A 20,011-nucleotide genomic window follows, 5' to 3' on the forward strand; every position below is an offset into this window, starting at 1 on the left:
CTTGCCCCTCTTACTTTTCAACTTACCAGCTCATTTTTCATTCTTCAGCTGTACATGTAATTTTTAGTTCACTTTATATTTATCCTCCATTCGATAAAAATATATAAAAATTAGATAATCAAGCATTTGCAGAAGTTCTTCCAATTTTATTACTTTGAAATATGAGGTTAGAAGATGAAATAAAACAAAAGGAATTCAAAAATGAATTTCAGAAAACCGGAGTCAACATCATTTTTACCTTCAATTGGCTTGATGCAAGGACAAGAAGCTTTTTGAAGAATTATGATCTGACACCACAGCAGTACAACATACTTCGTATTCTCCGAGGGCAATATCCTAATCCATCCACTATCAATTTATTAAAGGAAAGAATGCTCGACAAGATGTCTGATGCATCAAGACTGGTTGAAAGGTTGAGAGTTAAAGAGCTTCTTGAGCGTACTCCTTCTTCTGAAGACAGAAGGTCTGTAAATATTTTAATTTCGCAAAGAGGATTGGATTTACTGGCGGACATAGATAAAAATTTTCATGAATATGAAAAAGTATTTAATTCTCTCACCATTGAAGATGCCACCATTTTAAACAAGCTTTTGGACAAACTGAGAGATTAAAAGAAAACAGCTTCGCATTCCATGGCGACGCTGTTTTCTTTATAATTCCTGACTCCAATTTATTTTTCGGTTCTTACTCTCACCTTCCATCTTTCAGCATATTCATTTCTGACAGGAGGCTTTGTATAAACTGGAAAATTGACTTCAAAACTCTCGCAGTCCAGAGTTTTATCTGCATTATGAATAAACAACTTAATCTTGGCACTTTTAGCAAGCTTCCTAGCTCTGGCCAAAGCCAAAGATTTATTTTCCTCTACAAACAATAATTTAGCATCCACATCACATACCCCCCATCCAGACATATGCGGAATCAGGTGTATGGAATATTTCTGAATCTTGTTATTATCAGCCATAGTAAGATTCGCTTTTACTAAAGCCACCTCAAAACATAAATCCTTCTCAAATCCTTCCTCCATTAAACCATAAGCAAGTTTTATAGCTTTTGCTTTTATATCCTGCTTTAAAAAATTATAAAGTGCTGGAATTTTATATTTTAGATTTTGCATAGAATTAAGGGGTTAGAAATTTGGATCAATTATTAAACCTCAAAAAATAGCAATATGTTTATATTTTTTTCTAAATAAATGAGTTATAATAATTGCTCTATTTCAGTTACTTTTTCATAAGAATAAAAATTAAGCATGAATAGTAATCGAAAAATGGCAGATTTGTATAAAAGCAAGACAAAAAATATATTTAACCTAATATTCTAATTATTAAATATTTTAAGGATTTACCCTTACTTTTTTCTATATTTATAATTAAAGCAGGTTACAATATGCTTATATAAAGTATATAAACTATGAAAGATAGTGAGATTTTAGAGAAGATACGAAAACGAGATGAATCTGCACTAGACTATCTTTATAAGAAGAACTATAAAATGATGGTCAAAATGATCATCAGAAATAATGGTTCTGAAGAAGAAGCCAAGGACATATTTCAGGATGCCTTGATTGTAGTCTGGCAAAAAGCATATTCACCGGAATTTGTTTTATCTTCTAAACTTAGTACTTACATATACAGTATATGCCAGAACCTCTGGAGAAAAGAGCTTGAAAGAAAAAGCAGGCTTACAGGGGAACAACCGGTTGAAAAAGGTGAAAGTTATGACCTTGACAAACAGGAAAGGGCAAATATTATCAACAAATGTATTGAAGATCTCGGAGAAACTTGCCGGAAGATTCTGACATACTACTATTTTGATGATCTGTCAATGAACGATATTGCTGAAAAACTTGGTTTTGCCAATGCTGATACTGCAAAGACAAAAAAATACAAGTGTAAAAAAGAATTAGATAATAAAATTAAATCTTTATATACCGCTAAAGATTTTTTGGACTAATATGGACAACAACTTTTACAGTCAGGACAAAATAGACGATTTCCTTTCGGGGAAACTATCTGGGACCGAAAAGCTCATGTTCGAGGAACATATGACTAAAGATCCATTGGTTAGTAATGAGCTTAAACTTCAGGAGGAAATAATCAGCCACCTGAAAGGTCAGCGAAAAGCTGAATTAAAAGCCCGTCTGGACAATATCAATGTGACAGCTACTTCCTCATACACCAGCCTTAAAATAGCAGCTGGAATTGTAGGTACATTGTTACTCAGCACAACTCTGTATTTCACTTTATTTAATAAACCTGCAGACCAATCTGCTTTAATTCAACAATCGGCAGACCATCCAGCAGATATATTCTCTGTTGAAGAATTATCTCCGCAAACAGAATCCGAAGTAACTACATCTGAAACATTAGCTGCTGCTCCAACTTTGGAAGAAAATAAATTTGAAATAAAGAGAGAACTCAGAATTACCCAGCTGAAAAAGCATCCTGAGTCTGTTATTACAGAAACTTCTGAACCTCATAACTTTACCAATGTTTCAGAACCGAATTTCTCCGATTTTGAAAGTGAAGATTTTAATACGGAAAGCGCTGTTCAACCTCAAAAAGGTGATATACAAGGAAGCGATGCTGCAAAGCTTGATAACATTTCAGTAAAAATAGCTAAAAAGAAAAACAAAGACTTTCATTATCAATTTTTCAGCAACAAACTTTTCTTATATGGGAAATTCGATGAAAAGCCGTATGAAATACTTGAGCTTAACAGCAAAGGTGGAAGAGAATTGTATCTTAAATATGAAGGAAGCTATTTCTCTCTGAAATCAAATCAAATCGATATTGTACCTTTAAAAGAAATCCATGACAAAGACATTACCAGAGAACTGGAGTCTTTAAAAAAATAAAAAAATCATTATCAATACTTTAAAGGGCTTTATTCCTATGACAAGCAAGTAGGAATAAAGTCCTTTTATTTTTTGCCCCCTTACTCTGAAGAAGTTTTAAGAATTTCCATAAATAAAGTTAAAAAGCCGCATTGTGAACTTCGGTAATAAGATTTATTCTAGTAAATTTGCTAACCTTAATTATGAATAAGCCATTAAAAATCAAAAAAAGAAAGAAGAAGTTAGGGAGCTATCCTTACCTTACTGTGGTTTTCAGTATTACATTATCGCTTTTTGTAATAGGCTTATTTGCTCTTGTCTTTTTACATGGTAAAAAATTAAGTACAGTGATCCGTGAAAATCTGGAGCTCCACGTATATCTTGACAAGAACCTTTCTCCGGACATGATGGATTCGCTTCAGAATATCATTGCTTCCAAACCTTATGTATTAAAGAAAAAGGGAAAAGCACAAATTGAATATATTTCTCAGAAAGAGGCAGCCAAAAAGTTTATAAAGGAAACCGGAGAAGACTTCTCTGCTGTTTTAACGGAAAATCCATTAAGACCTTCCCTTGTTGTTAAAATTTCCTCCAGGTATTTCGAAGAAACCAAAATGAAAAAAATTTCTGAGGAAATAAAGGCTATGACCGGTGTTTTTGAAGTTGACTATCCTGTAAATCTAATAGATACAATTAACCGTAACATAAAAATCATAGCATTGATAATGCTTTCTTTTTCATTAATTTTATTGTTTGCTACTTACCTTCTTATCAATAACACAATAAAACTGGCACTTTACAGTCAGCGATTCCTTATCAGGAGTATGCAGCTTGTTGGGGCCAAACGTTCCTTTATACAAGGACCATTCTTATTACATGCTACATTTCAGGGCTTTTTCAGTGGCATTATTGCGGCTGGACTTTTATTCCTTTTACAGCAATATGCATATAGAGAGATCCCGGAATTATCTCAATTAGGTGAAACCAAAAATATAGCTATAGTATTCGGAGCCCTGATTGCTGCAGGTATTTTCATAGGACTTATCTCCTCTTTCAGAGCAGTTAATAAATATCTTAAAATGTCTTTAGACGAATTATATTAATAACCATGAACAAACTAGTTTTTTCAAAAGCCAATTACGTCATAATGCTTATTGGCATTGCTTTTCTTATTATCGGATTTATAACAATGAGTAAAGATGACCAGCCTCATGGTTTTGGAACTCTGGGCTTAACAATTGGTCCGATATTCCTGTTAATCGGTTTTATAATACAATTTGTAGCAATCTTTTATAAGCAAGGTAAAAAAGAATGAATTTCATAGAAGCCATAATCCTGGCCATTGTTGAAGGACTTACAGAATTTTTGCCGGTTTCATCCACAGGTCACATGATCATTACTTCCGCATTAATGGGAATTAATGAGCAGGAGTTTACAAAAATTTTCACTGTACAGATTCAGTTCGGTGCAATACTTTCTGTTGTAATCCTTTACTGGAAAAGATTTTTCACTTCACTGGACTTTTACTATAAGTTGTTTGTAGCCTTTCTTCCTGCTGCTGCAATTGGTTTTCTTTTGGGAGACTTTATTGACTCCCTGCTTGAAAACGTAATTGTGGTTGCTGCTTCTCTTTTATTAGGGGGAATATTCCTTTTATTTGTTGACAGAATTTTCAATCCGTTAAAAGGTAAATCTCTTGATGAGCTATCATACAAAAACTCTCTAATCATAGGTTTTTTTCAATGCATAGCCATGATCCCCGGAGTGAGCAGATCTGCTGCAACGATCATAGGAGGAATGGCTCAAAACCTTAACAGAAAAGCTGCTGCTGAATTCTCCTTCTTTCTGGCAGTACCTACAATGTTTGCAGCATCCGGGTACAAGCTGCTTAAAGATTATAAAGCAATTGATGCTTCAAACCTTAACGTACTTATCGTTGGAAATGTGGTAGCATTTATCGTTGCTTTGCTTGCAATAAAATTCTTTATAGGCTTCGTAACCAAATATGGATTTAAAGTTTTCGGGTACTATAGAATCGCTCTGGGCTTAATCCTTCTAATATTACTCGCACTCGGAGTAGATTTAAAAATACAATAAATGACATTTGATTTTGAAGCAGGTGAAGTGCTTCTTATTGACAAGCCTTACGAATGGTCATCTTTCGATGTAGTCAGGAAAATCCGTAATACATTTAAGATGAAAAAGGTAGGTCATGCAGGAACACTTGATCCTCTGGCAACCGGATTATTGATTCTTTGCACCGGTAAAAAAACAAAGGAAATAGAGACTTATCAGGGGCAGGAAAAGGAATATGAAGGCCTGATTTGCCTTGGTAAAACTACCCCATCCTGTGACCTTGAAACAGAATTTGATCAGGAGTTCGACATTTCTCATATTACTGAAGATGATATATACAGGGTAGCTTCTGAATTCCTGGGCCAGCAAATGCAAGTCCCTCCATGCTTTTCAGCGATTAAGGTAAACGGCAAAAGAGTTTATAAACTCGCAAGAAAAGGTATTAACGTAGAGATGAAAGAACGAGAGGTTTTCATCAAAAGCTTTGAGATAAAAAAAATCGATTTTCCCAATATTGAATTTAATATAGTTTGTTCCAAAGGCACTTATATAAGAAGTATCGCCAGAGACTTCGGGGAAAAGCTAGGTGCAGGATCCCACCTTGCTCTGTTGAGACGAACCAGAATTGGAGGTTTCACGATAGATAAATCCTATAAATTAGAAGATTTTCTTAAGTTAGCAGGAAAGAAACAAGGAAATGAAGGTTTATAATTCTTTCGATGAATTCACCAGATTGCCTAATGCCATTGTCACCATTGGTACCTTTGACGGCGTTCATCTCGGACACAGAAAGATTTTGAGTCGTCTTAAGGAAACTTCAAATGAAGAAAAAGGAGAAAGCGTAGTGATTACTTTCTGGCCTCACCCGAGAAAGGTACTCCAAGGTGCTGACTCTTTCAAGCTTCTGCTTACCCTTGAAGAAAAAATAGAATTGATTGCATCCTGCGGTGTAGATCACCTTCTCCTCATTCCTTTCACAAAAGAATTCAGTTCTACAACTTCAGAAGATTTCATACAAAAGATTCTGATAGACAAAATAGGTACTAAAAAACTTGTTATCGGCTACGATCATAAATTTGGCAAAAACAGAGAAGGTAGCTTTGAATATCTGAAAGAAAACGCCTCAAGAATCGGATTTCAGGTTGAAGAAATACCAAGAGAAGATATTGAACATAATGCAATAAGTTCTACAGCAATTCGGGAAGCGCTTTCTCAGAATAATGTATCCAAAGCGACCACATTACTTGGCCGCCCCTATAGTATCAAAGGCAAAGTAGTTGAAGGCAATAAACTTGGACGAGAGCTTGGTTACCCAACTGCTAATATTGAAGTGGAAGATCCTGAAAAAATTCTTCCTGCCGACGGAATTTATACAGTATTTGTAAAAGAAGCTGGTAAATTGTACGGAGGCATGTTAAGTCTCGGCTTCAATCCTACTGTTGAAGGCAAAGGAAGAAGCATGGAAGTCCACATATTTGATTTCAATAAAAATATTTACGGAGAAACAGTAGAAGTTTCTTTTCTGGAATTTTTAAGATTCGAAGCAAAATTTCCTGACCTCGATGCGTTAATACACCAGCTGAAAGAGGATGAAAAACAATCCAGAGCTATTCTTGAAAACTATAATAAAACTTATCATAATTCTTAATTCAAATAAAATTCAATAGTATGAAAAAGGGATTTCTGTTATCCATTTTTATTCTTATCATTTTTGTTTCCTGTAAAAAAGACAAGGACGCAAAAATTAATATCTTCCCGGTTGAAAAAGACAAAGAGCTGGGTGCTCAGATGGATGCTTATATCAACTCAGATTCATCAGGAATGGTTGTATTAAGAGAAGATCAATATCCAATTTCCTATGGCAGACTTAAACAAATAAGGAATTATATACTGGCATCAGGAAAGCTGAAATATAAAAATGATTTTCCTTGGAAAGTAACCATCATCAGAGACGATAATACACTCAATGCATTCGCTACGCCAGGGGGCTATATGTATGTTTATACAGGGCTTATTAAATATCTTGAGTCAGAAGATCATCTTGCTGGGGTGATGGGACATGAAATGGCCCATGCAGACAGAAGACATGGTACATCTCAAATGTCTAAACAATATGGAGTTGAAACTTTATTCAGCCTGGTTTTAGGCCAGAACAAAGGAATGTTAGGACAGATGACAGAAGGCCTACTTTCATTAAAGTTCAGCCGCGAGGATGAAAATGATGCTGATGATTATTCAGTACAATACCTATGTCAGAGCTCTGCCGAATACTCTGCAGATGGAGCAGCTGGCTTCTTTGAAAAACTACTTGCTTCAGGTTCTGGTTCTAACACACCTGCTTTCTTAAGCACACACCCGTCTGAAGATGACAGAGTTAAAAATATTAAAGCAAAGGCCAGCTCTCTTGGATGCAGTGTGACTGAAAAAAATCCTAATGGGTTTCAGCAAATGAAGCAGGAACTAGGATTTTAATCTATTTGAAATTGATAAATACAGGAAAATGGTCACTAAAACCATTTTCCTGATATTTTGACCCGGAGAAAGTTCTGTAAGGCCCATTCATCAGATTACTTTTATAATGCATCCACTCCGGATGATAAATCTCTGAAGAGCCTTTTTTATAATGCTGTTTATAAAATGCTTTGCTCATCATGATCTGGTCAAAGGTCAGCCAATTTTTTCCGTATTTAGTAGATCCGATTTTCAAAGCATCAAAATTTCCAAATCCATTAAAGAGATCCTCCTCTCCCATTTTCTCTGCATCACCTTTGGCCATTATAACTTCCACAATACTTGGATCATGTGGAGTATCATTAAAATCTCCCATTACAATAATTTCAGAGTCTTTATTAATTTTGAAAAGTGAATCGCACAATTCTCTGACCAACATTCCCATAATTAGCCTTTTTCTTTCAGACTTTTCCACCCCTGTCCTTCTTGATGTCCAGTGGTTTATAAGCAGATAGGTTGTATCCTTATTCAGAATTCCTTTTACCAATAAAAGCTCTCTTAAACCTGACTTTACTCCTTCCATGCTTTTAGGAGAATATAGCTTATGAGATAATGGTTTAAATGATTTTTTTTTATATAAAAGTGCCACATCAATACCCCTGTTATCGCAAGATTCCTGATGAATAAATCCATAAATATCCGATGAAGCACTAACATTAATGAGATCCTTTAGCACATGGCTATTCTCTATCTCCGCTAATCCCAGCAATTCCGGTCCATCATGATCACCTAGTTTACTCATTACAGTCGCAATCTGCTTAAGCTTTTTCTCATATCGCTTTTGAGTCCAGTGATATTTACCACCGGGCAGAAAATCATCATCATTTGCCTCAGGATCGTCGTGATAATCAAAAAGATTTTCGACATTATAAAATGCTATTGTATTTACATCAGATTTTTCATCAGGAAGACAAAAGGATAAAACGAAGGTAACTATAAGAGTAAGGAACAGCCAAAGTATTTTCTTCATAAGAAGTAATGGAAATCCTATAAATTAAAAGTAAATTTGAGTAAAGAAAAAATTACCTGACTATAATTAATGAAAAAATCAGAGATCAAATTTGTAGTTGAACTAGACAGCGAAAATATTCCAGAGAAGATAAAATGGGATGCTACAGATAGCCCTCAGGGAAGTCTTTCCGAAGCAAAAGCTATAAGCCTCAATATTTGGGACCAAAAGCAACAATCAACTATGCGTATAGACCTTTGGGAAAAAGATATGCCCGTAGATGAAATGAAACGCTTCTTCATTGAAGCTATCGGAGGAATGGCTGAAACTGTAAAAACCTCAACAGGTGATGATATTATGGCAGAGGAGATGCATGCTTTATGTCGTAAACTGGTAAAACATCTTGAGAACCTTAATAAGCAATAAAGATTCTTATAAATGAAATATAAATAAAAACTGAAAGTCCGGAAGTATAATCCCAGACTTTCAGTTTTTATTTATAAATCCTGTTAATTGGATTTATACTTTTCCCTCTTGGTTTTCATTTCACCCCCTGAAGAATTGTAGTGATAATCTTCAGTGGAACTACTACCTTTATTTATTGAATGACCAGGACAACTTCGTTTCATTTTCATCTGCTTTTGTTTCATAGCAGGGTTATTCATAGGACAAGTTTCCGTTTCTTCTATAGGAACACCTATTCTGATAATATTCATCTGTTCAGGCTCATAATTTCTTGCTCTGGTATTGGCATCTACGCCTCTGGTAGAGGTATTTACCTCTTTAGGCTCAGCAAATAGACTCTCCTTTCTACTTATCGGAGTTTCCACGGGGGTGATACCCTGATTCTGCCTGAATGCATTATACTTAGCAACAAATTCCGAAGGGTCCCCTTCTGCTTTAATTTTTTCTTCGGCTCCGGAACGTTTATATTTTAGTACAAATTTATCATCCTTATATTCAAAGTCTTCTGGCATATCATTTTGTCCGGACAAAGACTGAATAAAGGCCTTGTCTTCAATTACTCTTAAGACTTCGACTTCCTTCTCCGGATCAGCAAGATTATTTTCAAACAACCTTGTCATAGAAGGAGACATTTCCATTTCACCTTCCACTACCTCAGGCTTTGAAGGATTACTTTTAACAGTCGGCTCACTTTCTTTTCTTTCATACTGGACTCTTCCCTGCAGATCCTGATCATCTTCCTGGGCAATAGTCATAAATGAAAAACCTATTCCCATTATTATCATTAATAGCGATTTTCCTACTCTCATATCTCTCACGTTTAATCACCAACTAATTCTACTCTTATAAAATAACTAAGGAAAAACATCCTTTGTTTTTCCTTAATTATTAAAGTGAAAGAATTTTCCGGTAAGCTCTTCCCCACAATCAACATTTAATACTTTCCGGAAAATTCTGCAACAGAAACACTCGCCTCAACTATATACACACCTCTTCATCTACCTGCATGTCCCTGCCGGCCTCTCCGTGTCCTCTTCTTTCATATCGAACCCTTCTTGCCGAACCCTCTCTTTCTCCTCGTCTCTTTTGGAAAGGCCATTGAAGCATTTTTAGCTTTTTCACTTCTTCTACATAATCAGTAGAAGTATCTTTATAGTAAATATTCTTTGCATCCAGATTTTGCTGAAGTTCAGCTTCAAAGTCATATCTGATATTACTACTTATCTTTTTCGAACTCAGGTAAGCTACATTTTGTAAACTAGTATTGATGCTATCTTTTACTTGAGTTATTCTTTTTACGCACAGGTCTTTCACAGGCCCTCCCGATTTATAACTTTCAGTCTCCTGAGCGCTGACCACTGAGAACATCACCATGAACATCAGCAGAACTCCCCATTGCTTTTTCATTATTAATGACTTTATAAATCTAACCAGGGAAAAAATCAAATAGTTATAGGGATAAAAATACAAGAGGATAATTATCTATTAATCAATAGATATGGAGCGTAAAGCGTAAAGCAGAAAGCTTAAAGCGAAAAGTTTTTTAAAAGTAAAAAGTTGAAAGCTTAAAGTTGAAAGTAGAAAAAAAGTGTTTTTCAAAATTTGAAAGTCTCACTGGAGACAAAAATTAAAAGCAGAAAGTAATGAATCCTACAGATTTTTTTAACTTTCTACTTTTAACTTTATACTTTTAACTTTATACTTTTAAAGCTCCTCAGGCTGACTCTCTGGAAAGCTCTTTCGCTCTCTTTTCAGCTGATTTTAATGCTTCAATGATATCCTGCCCTACATTTGATTTTTCAAAAGAATTCAGAGCTGCTTCGGTTGTTCCGCCTTTGGAAGCTACAGCTTTAATCATATCATCCAGGGAATCTTTACTATTGCTCATGATCTGGAAAGCTCCCAGCATTGTTTGTTTTACAAGCATGGCAGCAACAGGTTCTTCCATTCCCATTTGCTTTCCAGCTTCTATCATATGTTTCACAAAATAATAGTAATAAGCAGGCCCGCTTCCACTTAGTGCAGTAACGGCATCCAGCAATTCTTCATCTTTCATAAAAATTGCTTTACCAGTAGTTTCCAGCAATGTATCAACGATAGATATCTGATCAAGTGATGCATCCTTACAAACAGTGAAAGCTGTTATACCAAAGCCCAGTTGCGCAGGAGTATTTGGCATTGCTCTCACAATTTTGTCATGTTTCAGAAGCGTCTGAATAGTTGAAATCGTAATTCCTGCCATAATTGATATAATCAGCTGACTCGGCTTTAAAACCTTTACCAGATCCGGAACCAGAGATTTAAAATCCTGAGGTTTTACTGCAACAATCAGAATGTCATAGGTAGATAAACTTTCGTTTATTTCTTCCTTAAGGTCAGCCACACCCTCCTCTCTAAGACTTTTACGTTTCTCAGGATGTTTTTCAATAATAAGCAGGTCACCTGTTTTTACAATGTTACTTCTAACAAAGGCTTTGGCGTAGGTAGTACCCATATTTCCCCCGCCAAGAATTGCAATTCTCATATTCAATCTATATTAATTCTCTTTTAAGCATTTTGAAGCACAGCTTTTAATGCTTTATAATTTGCATTTACTATCTTTTCTGCAAGCTCTTCGGTAATTGCCGTTGAAATAAACAGACTTTCATATTGTGAGGGAGCAAGATAAACTCCTTCTTCCAGCATTGCTCTGAAGTATCTGCCAAAAAGGGCGGTATCAGAAGTCTTGGCTGTTTCAAAGTCCTTAACCTTCTGATCTGTAAAAAATAATGTAAACATAGATCCGATCTTGTTTACTGTTCCTTTTATACCAAGCTCTTTAAGGTTTTTCTCAAAGCCTTCACAGATTCTGGCAGTGATATTTTCCAGATGAGTATATACTTCAGGATGGGTATTTAAATAATTTAGCATTGCCAAACCAGCCGCCATAGCCACAGGATTTCCGGAAAGAGTCCCTGCCTGATATACCGGTCCTGCAGGAGAAACAAAATCCATAATTTCCTTTTTTCCTCCATAAGCCCCAACAGGCATTCCACCTCCGATGATCTTTCCTAAAGTAGTAATGTCTGGTTTCACATTTAAAATTTGCTGAGCTCCTCCTTTAGACAATCTGAAACCTGTCATAACTTCATCAAAGATCAGGACAATGCCTTCGTTATCACACAGTGTTCTAAGCCCTTGCAGAAAGCCTGTTTCCGGTACAACCAGTCCCATATTTCCTGCTACAGGCTCAATGATTATAGCTGCAATCTGACCTTTATTGGCAGCTGCTAGATCCTGAACTGCTTTAAGATTATTAAAAGGAGCTGTAAGTGTATCATTGGCCACTCCCTGAGTAACACCAGGGCTATCCGGAACGCCAAGGGTAATTGCACCACTTCCTGCAGCAATCAGAAATGAATCCCCATGGCCGTGGTAGCAACCTTCAAATTTAATGATTTTTGCCCGGTTGGTATAACCTCTTGCAAGTCTCACAGCAGCCATTGTGGCTTCAGTACCTGAGCTAACCATTCTCACCTTCTCAATAGAAGGAATCATAGTAGTGATCAGTTCAGCCATAAATACTTCCCTTTCTCCTGGAGCTCCGAATGAAAGTGAATCTTTAACCGCTTCACAAACAGCGTTCTCAATATCCGTATTGGCATGACCAAGAATCATTGGCCCCCATGAGTTGATCAACTCAATATATTTGTTATCATCTTCGTCTATCAAGTAAGCCCCTTCGGCTCTTTTGATAAATAAAGGATTTCCTCCCACAGCCCTAAATGCTCTTACCGGAGAGTTAACGCCCCCAGGAATTACATTCTTGGCTCTTTCAAAAAGTTTGTGGCTTTTTTCAGTCTTCATATACTTATTTGATCTGATCTACAGAATTTGCTACTACCATTTTGTTCCCTTCAAATTTTACTATTGGAACAAATAAGTTTGAATTTGAATTGGTAAAATTATAACCATATAGTGTATACCCTCTGGTAAATCCCTGAGCGGAGAGCCCTGAACCGAATACATTACCAAAATTCTTCAATGCATTTCCGAAAAATCTCATCATATCATATCCCTGGTAAGCATAAATTTCGGGAATGATATAAGCTTTTTTCAAAAATGTATTCCTGAAACTCTGAACTGCATAGCTGTCATAATCTATATAGTCTGGATTGATAAAATGGACATTTCTCCTTTCAAACTGTTCAAAGGTAAGCAAAGGAAACTGCAACCATTCCTGTCTTGTGATTACAGGTGTTGAAAATTTACTGATCTCCATCTGACTGATGAAGTTAGCTGCAATTACCTGATCGTTTGCAGCTATGAAAATATGATTGACACCTAAAAGCTTTGCAGAATCAGACAAAAGCTTTTGCATGTTTTTAAGTTTATCTTTAGCAACTTTCTCAAACTGAGTCACTGCAAATCCTTTCAGAGAAATGCTGTCTCTGTATCTTGTTGCCAATAAAGAATCTCTGTTTTCCTGGCCGAAGAATATATACACATTTTTTCTTTCAGGTGCTGTGTTGGCTTTCTTTCCCGTTCCTACAGACATTGGTTCTACAGGAAATTTTGCAGCAGCCATTTCAGCAGCTCTTCCTGCCTGAGCTTCCAGGCTTGACTGAAATAAAAACACATATGGATTACCTTCCACGAATTTAATATTATTAGAAAGAGGATTTATTCCTGATATTTTGTTCCTTAAAGAAAATTCAGCCGATAGCGGATAGTTAGCAGGAAAAATGGGACCAATAATAAGATCCATATTGACAAGTTCGGGAGATTTCAATATCTGGGCGACCTTTGCATCATCCTTCTCTGTATCATATGGATGGAGCACAATACTAACACCATCTTTTTTCAGAGAATCAATTGCGATTTTCATCCCCTCATACAACTCAAAGACATATTGATAACTTTTACCCCATGTCTCAGAACTTAATTGTTTTTCCATAAAAGGAAACAGCACAGCTACATGATATTCCTGTTTTTTTACAGAGGCTCGTGTAGCTTGAAGATCTTCCTTTTCCAATTTAAATTCCTGTCTAAGGTACTCCAGCAACATCTTATCCTTCTCATTCAGCTGAGTATAACTAAGTTTATTGATAAGATTTTTTGCTATCACAGCATCATTTGGAAAAAGTTTTTGCAGATTTTTGAGCGTATCTAATGGGGCTTTCTGCAAATAGTAGTTTTTCTGCTTATCTGCATCCTGCTTCAGTTCCTTAGAATTCAGGGAAGAAAGAATCTTTATGGCTTGAAAATATCTCTGCTGTTCAAAATACAGATTAGCATAAAGATAATTCACATCCTCTATTTTGTCCCAGTCCGGATACCTTTGCCTGATCTGCATGACCATTGCTTTTCCTTCATTCAGCTTTCCGCTTTTGAGAGCAGCAAGAGAATAGTAATAGGCAGAATAAGCTTCGAATTTATTTTCTTCGCTTTCTTTGGTCAACGGAAGAAAAACATCCATCGCCTGTTGGTACTTACCTTCTTTAAGGAAGTTTTTACCAATCAGGAATTGTCCCTGATAATCCGTTTGTCCTAAAACATTATTAGAGATAAAATATAGAACAAGAAAGCTTAGTACATATGAGATTTTTTTCATCCGGTTGATCATTTTATTCCCATTCAATGGTAGCAGGTGGTTTTGAACTTATATCGTAAACTACTCTGTTAACTCCTTTTACTTTATTGATAATTTCACTGGAAATGTCTGCAAGAAACTCATAAGGAAGATGGGCCCAATCGGCAGTCATACCATCGGTACTTGTAACAGCCCTTAAACTTACTACATTTTCATATGTTCTTTCATCTCCCATTACACCAACAGATTTAACGGGAAGTAAAATTGCTCCTGCCTGCCAAACCTTATCATATTCTCCTACTCTTTTTAAGCCTGAAATGAACAAGTGATCAACTTCCTGAAGTATAGAAACCTTTTCAGCGGTAATATCTCCAAGTATTCTGATTGCGAGACCAGGACCAGGGAAAGGATGACGACCAAGGATTGTATCGTCTATTCCAAGAGATTTTCCAACTATTCTTACTTCATCTTTAAATAGAGTCTTTAAAGGCTCTACAACTTTCATCTTCATCTTTTCAGGAAGGCCACCAACATTGTGGTGTGATTTAATAGTTGCTGAAGGTCCTTTAACAGAAACGGATTCTATGATATCGGGATAAATCGTGCCTTGTCCAAGCCACTTCACATCAGAGATTTTATGTGCTTCCTGATCGAAGACTTCTATGAAAACTCTTCCGATCGCTTTTCTTTTCTGTTCCGGATCAGAAAGTCCTTTTAAAGCTGAATAAAACTGTTCTTTTGCATCAACCCCTATCACGTTCAATCCCATGTCTTTGTAGGATGCCAAAACCTCATCAAACTCATTTTTTCTCAACAATCCGTTGTCGACAAAAATACAGGTAAGTCTGTCACCTATAGCTTTATCAATAAGTACAGCAGCAACAGAAGAATCCACTCCTCCTGATAAACCTAATACTACTTTATCATTCCCTAAAGTAGCTTTCAGTTCAGCAACAGTAGAATCAATGAAAATATCCGGAGTCCAATCCTGACTGCAGCCACAGATGTGTACAACGAAGTTTCTTAAAATTACTTTACCTTCAAGAGAATGGGTTACCTCTGGGTGAAATTGAATTCCGTAGGTTTGTTCCCCTTTTACTTTATATGCAGCTACCTTTACAGATTCTGTGCTGGCAAGAATTTCAAATTTGTCATCAAGGCCTGAGATAGTATCTCCATGAGACATCCAAACCTGAGAATCAGGCGTTATCTCTTTCATCAGCTTATCTGTGTTGTGAATGCTCACAAGTTTGGCTCTGCCGTACTCTCTTATCTTTGAAGGCAATACATCGTTGCCTGCTTTATGGGCCATTAACTGTGCGCCATAACAAACTCCAAGAACAGGCATTTTTCCTTTAAAAGGTGTTAAATCTACGTCCGGAGCATTAGCTTCGCGAACAGAACATGGGCTTCCTGATAGTATCAGACCTTTTACACTTGAATCAACAGGAGGAATTTTATTGAAAGGGTGAATTTCGCAGTAAACATTTAACTCTCTGACTCTACGGGCTATAAGTTGAGTATACTGGGATCCGAAATCCAGAATTAATATTTTTTCAGTCATAATGTAAAATTAACATTAGTTGTCCGGTTTTTCCAAAAAAAGTAAATCCTTTCCGGAACAAGTTATAAACATACTGGAAAAAGTGGAAAGCTGAAAGCTGAAAGCTGAAAGTTGAAAGCTGAAAGTTGTTTTTTTGAAATGTCTTAGAGAAATTTTGAAGAAAAGGAACAATATTCCATAAAATAGAAAAACCTGCCATCTGCAGGTTTTCTAGTTCATTTTTCTAACATGAAGTAATGTTATACTCCTGCTTCTATTGGTGTCAGCAATTCAAAATACTTTTCAAAATCTTTTTTCTCCAACAAAAAAGTCGGCTTATGACTTGCCCATTCTGTAGACACCTCAAAGAGGTCATTAAAGGATCTACCGCGATAAATCTGGTTCTCCTTAAAATCTTTTAGCTGCTTGTTATCAGGCGTCCTAATACATTTGTACTGGATCTTTACATTATTCCTTTTCATTTGACTTGTTACCATACTACTTATTCTTACTCCGGTTTAACAACAAATATTTTTAAAAAATTCATCTTGATTATAAAATTCTGCGGATTCATATTTCGTTCAACTTTTCCTTGGCATAATCCACTATAAGTTATTAATACTGAATACTATAATTATTATTTTAACCATTACACTAATAAAGAAACTTCTATCTTCTTTCCAAATTAATGCCATGATTTTATTTTGTTGATCTAATCCAGCTCATGTAGTATAATATAAAGGAGAGAATGCATCAATATTATTTTGTGTTCACTATTAAACAAACCTCTTAAGCATCATAATAATTGTATTTACTGATTAATTTCATAACAATTATATAATGTTACTTGCATAGAGTCATACTAACTAGAGATTGCAATAAAGGTTATTAACAAATCATAATCCAATCTTTATATTTTCTTAAATCATGATGAACTTTTAAAAACATTATTGATGTTGACTGATCAAACAAAGCTTCAAAAAATAAATAATCAACCATAATATGGGTTTATTCGGAAATCTTTTTCATAATGAAATTGCCATGGATCTGGGAACAGCCAATACTCTGATCATGCTAAACGACCAGGTCGTTCTAAACGAACCATCTATTATTGCAGTGGATACAATTACGGGAGAGCTCGTTGCCCTTGGCAGAAAAGCTATGGAAATGCACGAAAAAACTCCTGAAAACATCAAAACCATAAGACCGCTTAAGGATGGTGTTATTTCTAACTTCAATGCAGCCGAACAAATGATCAGAGGAATGATCAAAATGATTTTTGAAGGCAAAAAATCTCTTATTAAAACTGCCCAGAAAATGGTGATTTGCATTCCGTACGGGGCAACTGAAGTTGAAAAAAGAGCTGTTAGAGATTCGGCTGAAAATGCAGGCGTAAAAGAACTATACCTTATACATGAGCCTATAGCTGCTGCTGTAGGAATCGGAATAGATATTGAGGAACCGAACGGCTCCATGGTAATAGATATCGGTGGCGGAACTACAGAGATTGCAGTTATATCCCTATGCGGAGTAGTATGTAATCAATCTTTGAAAATTGCAGGCGATCAACTCAATAAAGATATTCTGAACTTTATGAGGAGGAGCCATAACCTGTTAATAGGAGAAAGATCAGCAGAAAGAATTAAAATCGAGGTAGGCGCAGCCCTTCAGGAGCTGGATGAAGCACCTGCTAATTTTACTGTAATCGGAAGAGACATGATGACCGGACTTCCTAAAGAGGTAACAGTTAATTATACAGAGGTTTCCGCTGCAATGGAAAAATCGATATCAGTAATCGAAGAATCCGTGATAAAGACACTAGAAACCTGCCCACCGGAACTTGCTGGAGACATTTACAGGAAAGGTATTCATATTACAGGAGGAGGGAGTAATTTAAAGGGACTTGACAAAAGATTGGAATTAAAGACAAAGCTTAAAGTTCATCTTTGTGAAAACAGTTTATTATCAGTTATAAAAGGAACTTCCACTTCATTGAAAAAATTAAAATCAATGAAGCATATACTGGTAAGATAATTTTCCTTCTCACCTATGCCGGAGATAACTGGTTTCATTCTGATTCCTGTCTCCGGCACTTTTCTTGTATTTTTATTTTAAAAGAAAATATTATTACTCTTCAACCACCTGTTTCTCAACTTAAATAAAAATTATTATTGATTTAAATTAATATTTTCTCTTTAGCTTTTGAATCTAATATTAATTCATATACATTTGCACCGGCAAATCTATACGACCAGCTCCTGTTGAACCCCCCCAGGTCCGGAAGGAAGCAAGGGTAGACGGTAGAGCGGTGCGATATACGATTTGCCATTTTTGTTTTATAGCTATCTCCAACCTATACTCAGGTTGAAATAAATTCTTAGATTTGTACCTTCACTTTGTAAAAAATAATTCAAATAATGAAATTCTTTATTGACACGGCTAATCTTAATGAAATAAGAGAGGCTCATGAACTTGGTGTGCTAGATGGCGTTACAACGAATCCGAGTTTAATGGCCAAAGAAGGGATTAAAGGGAAAAATAACGTTTTTGCCCATTATAAAGCTATTTGCGATATTACTGACGGAGATGTAAGTGCAGAAGTAATTGCAACTGATTTCGAAGGTATCATCAGAGAAGGAGAAGAACTGGTTACAATTGATGAGAAAATTGTTGTAAAAGTTCCTTTGATCAAAGATGGAATTAAAGCGATAAAATATTTCTCTAAAAACGGAATCAGAACAAACTGTACCCTTTGCTTCAGCCCTGGACAAGCACTTCTGGCAGCAAAAGCCGGAGCTAATTACATATCTCCTTTTATTGGCAGACTTGATGACGTTTCTACTGACGGACTTGAGCTTATAAGCCAGATCGTTCAGATCTATGATAATTATGGATTTGAAACAGAAGTACTGGCTGCTTCGGTAAGACATCCAATGCACATCATTCAATGTGCTGAAATTGGTGCTGATGTTGCAACCTGCCCTCTAAGCGTGATTACAAGTTTATTAAATCATCCATTGACAGACATCGGTTTGCAGAAGTTTCTAGCAGATCATAAAAAGCTTAATGGTTAATCAGGAATCTTGCCGGAAATAAGCTCAGTAGAATGTACATTATCAAAGTAAAAGGAAAAGCTAAAATTCCAGATTACATTCAATTAAGAGACGAAAACTTCGTTTTGGTAGCTTATTTCCGGGCAGATCGCCCTGTGAAACTTCCAAAGAAAACAGGGCTTGAGGGTAAAGAAAAACTTTTGGAAGAAGTAATAAAAGATCTTCCTTTTGGAAAACTTCAAAAACTGAAAATATAATCGATGGCATTTTCCTCAGAACCTGTAGTATCTGTTAAAGATCTGAGCATATATCAGGAAGACAAACTAGTCCTGGACAATATAACGTTTGACATTAACAAAGGTGAATTTGTCTATCTTATAGGAAGAACTGGTAGCGGAAAAAGCTCATTATTAAAATCGCTGTATGCTGACCTTCCTTTTGAAAAAGGAAAAATCTACGTCGCAGGATACGATCTCTCCAAAACCAAAAGATCCAAAATTCCTTACCTTAGAAGAAAGATTGGTATCATATTTCAGGATTTTCAGTTGCTTCACGATAGGAATATCTCCGATAATCTTCTTTTTGTAATGAAAGCTACTGGCTGGAAAGACAATGCTGCCATGAAAGCAAGATTATCCGAAGTGTTGATGCGCGTAGGACTGGGTGCTGCATCTTTTAAATTGCCTCATCAACTGTCCGGAGGTGAACAGCAACGAATAGTTATTGCAAGGGCATTAATAAATGAGCCCCTTATCCTTTTTGCAGATGAACCAACTGGCAACCTGGATCCTGAAGTTGCTGAGGAAATCTTTAATCTCTTCAAAGAAATTAACAACAGTGGTACAGCTGTGCTCATGGCTACTCATAACTATGAGCTGATTAATAAATTCCCCAATAGAATCTTAAAAATCAAAGACAGAGTCCTGCTGGATTCAAAAGATGATTTGGAAAGTAAGTCCTAATAGAATAAATGCGGGAAGATAAATATTCCTTGATACACACT

Annotated in this window: 23 protein-coding genes and 1 other RNA gene; 15 read left to right on the forward strand and 9 right to left on the reverse strand. The window is 36.0% G+C overall.

Translation table 11 applies throughout. The features are described from left to right. Positions 1-161 precede the first annotated feature (161 nt). Positions 162-611, forward strand: coding sequence for a MarR family winged helix-turn-helix transcriptional regulator (locus MYP_RS11125; protein WP_045463077.1), 450 nt, complete (start codon positions 162-164; stop codon positions 609-611). 59 nt (positions 612-670) lie between these two features. On the opposite strand, the gene MYP_RS11130 is transcribed toward MYP_RS11125, so the two are convergent. Further along, positions 671-1,117: a DUF2188 domain-containing protein gene (locus MYP_RS11130; protein WP_045463079.1), complete on the reverse strand. Its 447-nt coding sequence runs from the start codon at positions 1,115-1,117 to the stop codon at positions 671-673. Positions 1,118-1,413: 296 nt separating this feature from the next. On the opposite strand from MYP_RS11130, the gene MYP_RS11135 reads away from it, so the two are divergent. From MYP_RS11135 to MYP_RS11165, 8 genes are all read left to right on the forward strand, one after another. Continuing rightward, positions 1,414-1,956, forward strand: a complete 543-nt coding sequence (locus tag MYP_RS11135) for an RNA polymerase sigma factor (protein ID WP_045463082.1) — start codon at positions 1,414-1,416, stop codon at positions 1,954-1,956. Position 1,957: 1 nt separating this feature from the next. Further along, on the forward strand, positions 1,958-2,860 hold the full coding sequence (locus tag MYP_RS11140) for a hypothetical protein (protein ID WP_045463085.1): 903 nt from the start codon (positions 1,958-1,960) through the stop codon (positions 2,858-2,860). Positions 2,861-3,042: 182 nt separating this feature from the next. Continuing rightward, positions 3,043-3,942 carry a cell division protein FtsX gene (locus MYP_RS11145; RefSeq protein ID WP_045463088.1) on the forward strand — a complete coding sequence of 300 codons (900 nt, stop codon included), beginning with the start codon at positions 3,043-3,045 and terminating at the stop codon, positions 3,940-3,942. A gap of 5 nt (positions 3,943-3,947) precedes the next feature. Beyond that, on the forward strand, positions 3,948-4,154 hold the full coding sequence (locus MYP_RS25705; protein ID WP_081990483.1) for a DUF3098 domain-containing protein: 207 nt from the start codon (positions 3,948-3,950) through the stop codon (positions 4,152-4,154). After that, entirely contained in the window at positions 4,151-4,936 is a 786-nt protein-coding gene (locus tag MYP_RS11150) for an undecaprenyl-diphosphate phosphatase (protein WP_045463091.1), read from the forward strand. Before MYP_RS25705 ends, MYP_RS11150 begins: the two co-directional genes overlap by 4 nt. Further along, entirely contained in the window at positions 4,937-5,626 is a 690-nt protein-coding gene (gene truB / locus MYP_RS11155) for a tRNA pseudouridine(55) synthase TruB (RefSeq protein WP_045463094.1), read from the forward strand. Further along, entirely contained in the window at positions 5,613-6,563 is a 951-nt protein-coding gene (locus MYP_RS11160) for a bifunctional riboflavin kinase/FAD synthetase (RefSeq protein ID WP_045463097.1), read from the forward strand. The genes truB and MYP_RS11160 overlap by 14 nt, the downstream gene beginning before the upstream one ends. Positions 6,564-6,583: 20 nt before the next feature. After that, positions 6,584-7,387 (forward strand): M48 family metalloprotease, encoded by an 804-nt coding sequence (locus MYP_RS11165; protein WP_045463100.1) that lies wholly within the window; start codon positions 6,584-6,586, stop codon positions 7,385-7,387. Position 7,388: 1 nt separating this feature from the next. On the opposite strand, the gene MYP_RS11170 is transcribed toward MYP_RS11165, so the two are convergent. After that, entirely contained in the window at positions 7,389-8,396 is a 1,008-nt protein-coding gene (locus tag MYP_RS11170; protein WP_052430108.1) for an endonuclease/exonuclease/phosphatase family protein, read from the reverse strand. Positions 8,397-8,465: 69 nt separating this feature from the next. Between MYP_RS11170 and gldC the strand changes: the two genes are divergently transcribed. Next, on the forward strand, positions 8,466-8,801 hold the full coding sequence (gene gldC, locus MYP_RS11175; protein ID WP_045463102.1) for a gliding motility protein GldC: 336 nt from the start codon (positions 8,466-8,468) through the stop codon (positions 8,799-8,801). An 83-nt stretch (positions 8,802-8,884) separates the two neighbouring features. On the opposite strand, the gene MYP_RS11180 is transcribed toward gldC, so the two are convergent. The 7 genes from MYP_RS11180 to MYP_RS11215 all read right to left on the reverse strand — a co-directional run bounded on the left by MYP_RS11180 (position 8,885) and on the right by MYP_RS11215 (position 16,437). Beyond that, on the reverse strand, positions 8,885-9,649 hold the full coding sequence (locus tag MYP_RS11180) for a hypothetical protein (RefSeq protein WP_156140504.1): 765 nt from the start codon (positions 9,647-9,649) through the stop codon (positions 8,885-8,887). Between the two features lie 169 nt (positions 9,650-9,818). Continuing rightward, positions 9,819-10,247 carry a hypothetical protein gene (locus MYP_RS11185; protein WP_045463106.1) on the reverse strand — a complete coding sequence of 143 codons (429 nt, stop codon included), beginning with the start codon at positions 10,245-10,247 and terminating at the stop codon, positions 9,819-9,821. 307 nt (positions 10,248-10,554) lie between these two features. Continuing rightward, positions 10,555-11,364: a pyrroline-5-carboxylate reductase gene (gene proC, locus MYP_RS11190; protein ID WP_045463108.1), complete on the reverse strand. Its 810-nt coding sequence runs from the start codon at positions 11,362-11,364 to the stop codon at positions 10,555-10,557. A 23-nt stretch (positions 11,365-11,387) separates the two neighbouring features. After that, positions 11,388-12,686, reverse strand: coding sequence for a glutamate-1-semialdehyde 2,1-aminomutase (hemL, locus tag MYP_RS11195; RefSeq protein WP_045463110.1), 1,299 nt, complete (start codon positions 12,684-12,686; stop codon positions 11,388-11,390). A gap of 4 nt (positions 12,687-12,690) precedes the next feature. Beyond that, positions 12,691-14,433: a hypothetical protein gene (locus tag MYP_RS11200; RefSeq protein ID WP_197060062.1), complete on the reverse strand. Its 1,743-nt coding sequence runs from the start codon at positions 14,431-14,433 to the stop codon at positions 12,691-12,693. A 13-nt stretch (positions 14,434-14,446) separates the two neighbouring features. Beyond that, positions 14,447-15,976: a glutamine-hydrolyzing GMP synthase gene (gene guaA, locus MYP_RS11205; protein ID WP_045463116.1), complete on the reverse strand. Its 1,530-nt coding sequence runs from the start codon at positions 15,974-15,976 to the stop codon at positions 14,447-14,449. Positions 15,977-16,215: 239 nt separating this feature from the next. Continuing rightward, positions 16,216-16,437, reverse strand: coding sequence for a hypothetical protein (locus tag MYP_RS11215; protein WP_045463872.1), 222 nt, complete (start codon positions 16,435-16,437; stop codon positions 16,216-16,218). Between the two features lie 520 nt (positions 16,438-16,957). Between MYP_RS11215 and MYP_RS11220 the strand changes: the two genes are divergently transcribed. The 5 genes from MYP_RS11220 (at position 16,958) to MYP_RS11235 (ending at position 19,970) form a co-directional block, all read left to right on the forward strand. Next, entirely contained in the window at positions 16,958-17,989 is a 1,032-nt protein-coding gene (locus MYP_RS11220; protein WP_045463122.1) for a rod shape-determining protein, read from the forward strand. 199 nt (positions 17,990-18,188) lie between these two features. Further along, an RNA gene (ffs, locus tag MYP_RS25710) (signal recognition particle sRNA small type) lies at positions 18,189-18,288 on the forward strand. An 84-nt stretch (positions 18,289-18,372) separates the two neighbouring features. Beyond that, positions 18,373-19,029, forward strand: a complete 657-nt coding sequence (gene fsa, locus MYP_RS11225) for a fructose-6-phosphate aldolase (protein WP_045463126.1) — start codon at positions 18,373-18,375, stop codon at positions 19,027-19,029. Between the two features lie 32 nt (positions 19,030-19,061). Beyond that, entirely contained in the window at positions 19,062-19,265 is a 204-nt protein-coding gene (locus MYP_RS11230; protein ID WP_045463128.1) for a hypothetical protein, read from the forward strand. A 3-nt stretch (positions 19,266-19,268) separates the two neighbouring features. Then, entirely contained in the window at positions 19,269-19,970 is a 702-nt protein-coding gene (locus MYP_RS11235; protein ID WP_045463131.1) for a cell division ATP-binding protein FtsE, read from the forward strand. The last annotated feature ends 41 nt before the right edge of the window (positions 19,971-20,011 follow it).

Origin of the sequence: Sporocytophaga myxococcoides (assembly GCF_000775915.1) — a bacterium.
Classification (GTDB): domain Bacteria; phylum Bacteroidota; class Bacteroidia; order Cytophagales; family Cytophagaceae; genus Sporocytophaga; species Sporocytophaga myxococcoides_A.

Excerpts from the sequence above, each read along its gene's own strand:
- MYP_RS11125 (WP_045463077.1), top strand. The coding sequence starts at position 162 with ATGAGGTTAGAAGATGAAATAAAACAAAAGGAATTCAAAAATGAATTT.
- MYP_RS11130 (WP_045463079.1), bottom strand. The coding sequence starts at position 1,117 with ATGCAAAATCTAAAATATAAAATTCCAGCACTTTATAATTTTTTAAAG.
- MYP_RS11135 (WP_045463082.1), top strand. The coding sequence starts at position 1,414 with ATGAAAGATAGTGAGATTTTAGAGAAGATACGAAAACGAGATGAATCT.
- MYP_RS11140 (WP_045463085.1), top strand. The coding sequence starts at position 1,958 with ATGGACAACAACTTTTACAGTCAGGACAAAATAGACGATTTCCTTTCG.
- MYP_RS11145 (WP_045463088.1), top strand. The coding sequence starts at position 3,043 with ATGAATAAGCCATTAAAAATCAAAAAAAGAAAGAAGAAGTTAGGGAGC.
- MYP_RS25705 (WP_081990483.1), top strand. The coding sequence starts at position 3,948 with ATGAACAAACTAGTTTTTTCAAAAGCCAATTACGTCATAATGCTTATT.
- MYP_RS11150 (WP_045463091.1), top strand. The coding sequence starts at position 4,151 with ATGAATTTCATAGAAGCCATAATCCTGGCCATTGTTGAAGGACTTACA.
- truB (WP_045463094.1), top strand. The coding sequence starts at position 4,937 with ATGACATTTGATTTTGAAGCAGGTGAAGTGCTTCTTATTGACAAGCCT.
- MYP_RS11160 (WP_045463097.1), top strand. The coding sequence starts at position 5,613 with ATGAAGGTTTATAATTCTTTCGATGAATTCACCAGATTGCCTAATGCC.
- MYP_RS11165 (WP_045463100.1), top strand. The coding sequence starts at position 6,584 with ATGAAAAAGGGATTTCTGTTATCCATTTTTATTCTTATCATTTTTGTT.
- MYP_RS11170 (WP_052430108.1), bottom strand. The coding sequence starts at position 8,396 with ATGAAGAAAATACTTTGGCTGTTCCTTACTCTTATAGTTACCTTCGTT.
- gldC (WP_045463102.1), top strand. The coding sequence starts at position 8,466 with ATGAAAAAATCAGAGATCAAATTTGTAGTTGAACTAGACAGCGAAAAT.
- MYP_RS11180 (WP_156140504.1), bottom strand. The coding sequence starts at position 9,649 with ATGAGAGTAGGAAAATCGCTATTAATGATAATAATGGGAATAGGTTTT.
- MYP_RS11185 (WP_045463106.1), bottom strand. The coding sequence starts at position 10,247 with ATGAAAAAGCAATGGGGAGTTCTGCTGATGTTCATGGTGATGTTCTCA.
- proC (WP_045463108.1), bottom strand. The coding sequence starts at position 11,364 with ATGAGAATTGCAATTCTTGGCGGGGGAAATATGGGTACTACCTACGCC.
- hemL (WP_045463110.1), bottom strand. The coding sequence starts at position 12,686 with ATGAAGACTGAAAAAAGCCACAAACTTTTTGAAAGAGCCAAGAATGTA.
- MYP_RS11200 (WP_197060062.1), bottom strand. The coding sequence starts at position 14,433 with ATGAAAAAAATCTCATATGTACTAAGCTTTCTTGTTCTATATTTTATC.
- guaA (WP_045463116.1), bottom strand. The coding sequence starts at position 15,976 with ATGACTGAAAAAATATTAATTCTGGATTTCGGATCCCAGTATACTCAA.
- MYP_RS11215 (WP_045463872.1), bottom strand. The coding sequence starts at position 16,437 with ATGAAAAGGAATAATGTAAAGATCCAGTACAAATGTATTAGGACGCCT.
- MYP_RS11220 (WP_045463122.1), top strand. The coding sequence starts at position 16,958 with ATGGGTTTATTCGGAAATCTTTTTCATAATGAAATTGCCATGGATCTG.
- fsa (WP_045463126.1), top strand. The coding sequence starts at position 18,373 with ATGAAATTCTTTATTGACACGGCTAATCTTAATGAAATAAGAGAGGCT.
- MYP_RS11230 (WP_045463128.1), top strand. The coding sequence starts at position 19,062 with ATGTACATTATCAAAGTAAAAGGAAAAGCTAAAATTCCAGATTACATT.
- MYP_RS11235 (WP_045463131.1), top strand. The coding sequence starts at position 19,269 with ATGGCATTTTCCTCAGAACCTGTAGTATCTGTTAAAGATCTGAGCATA.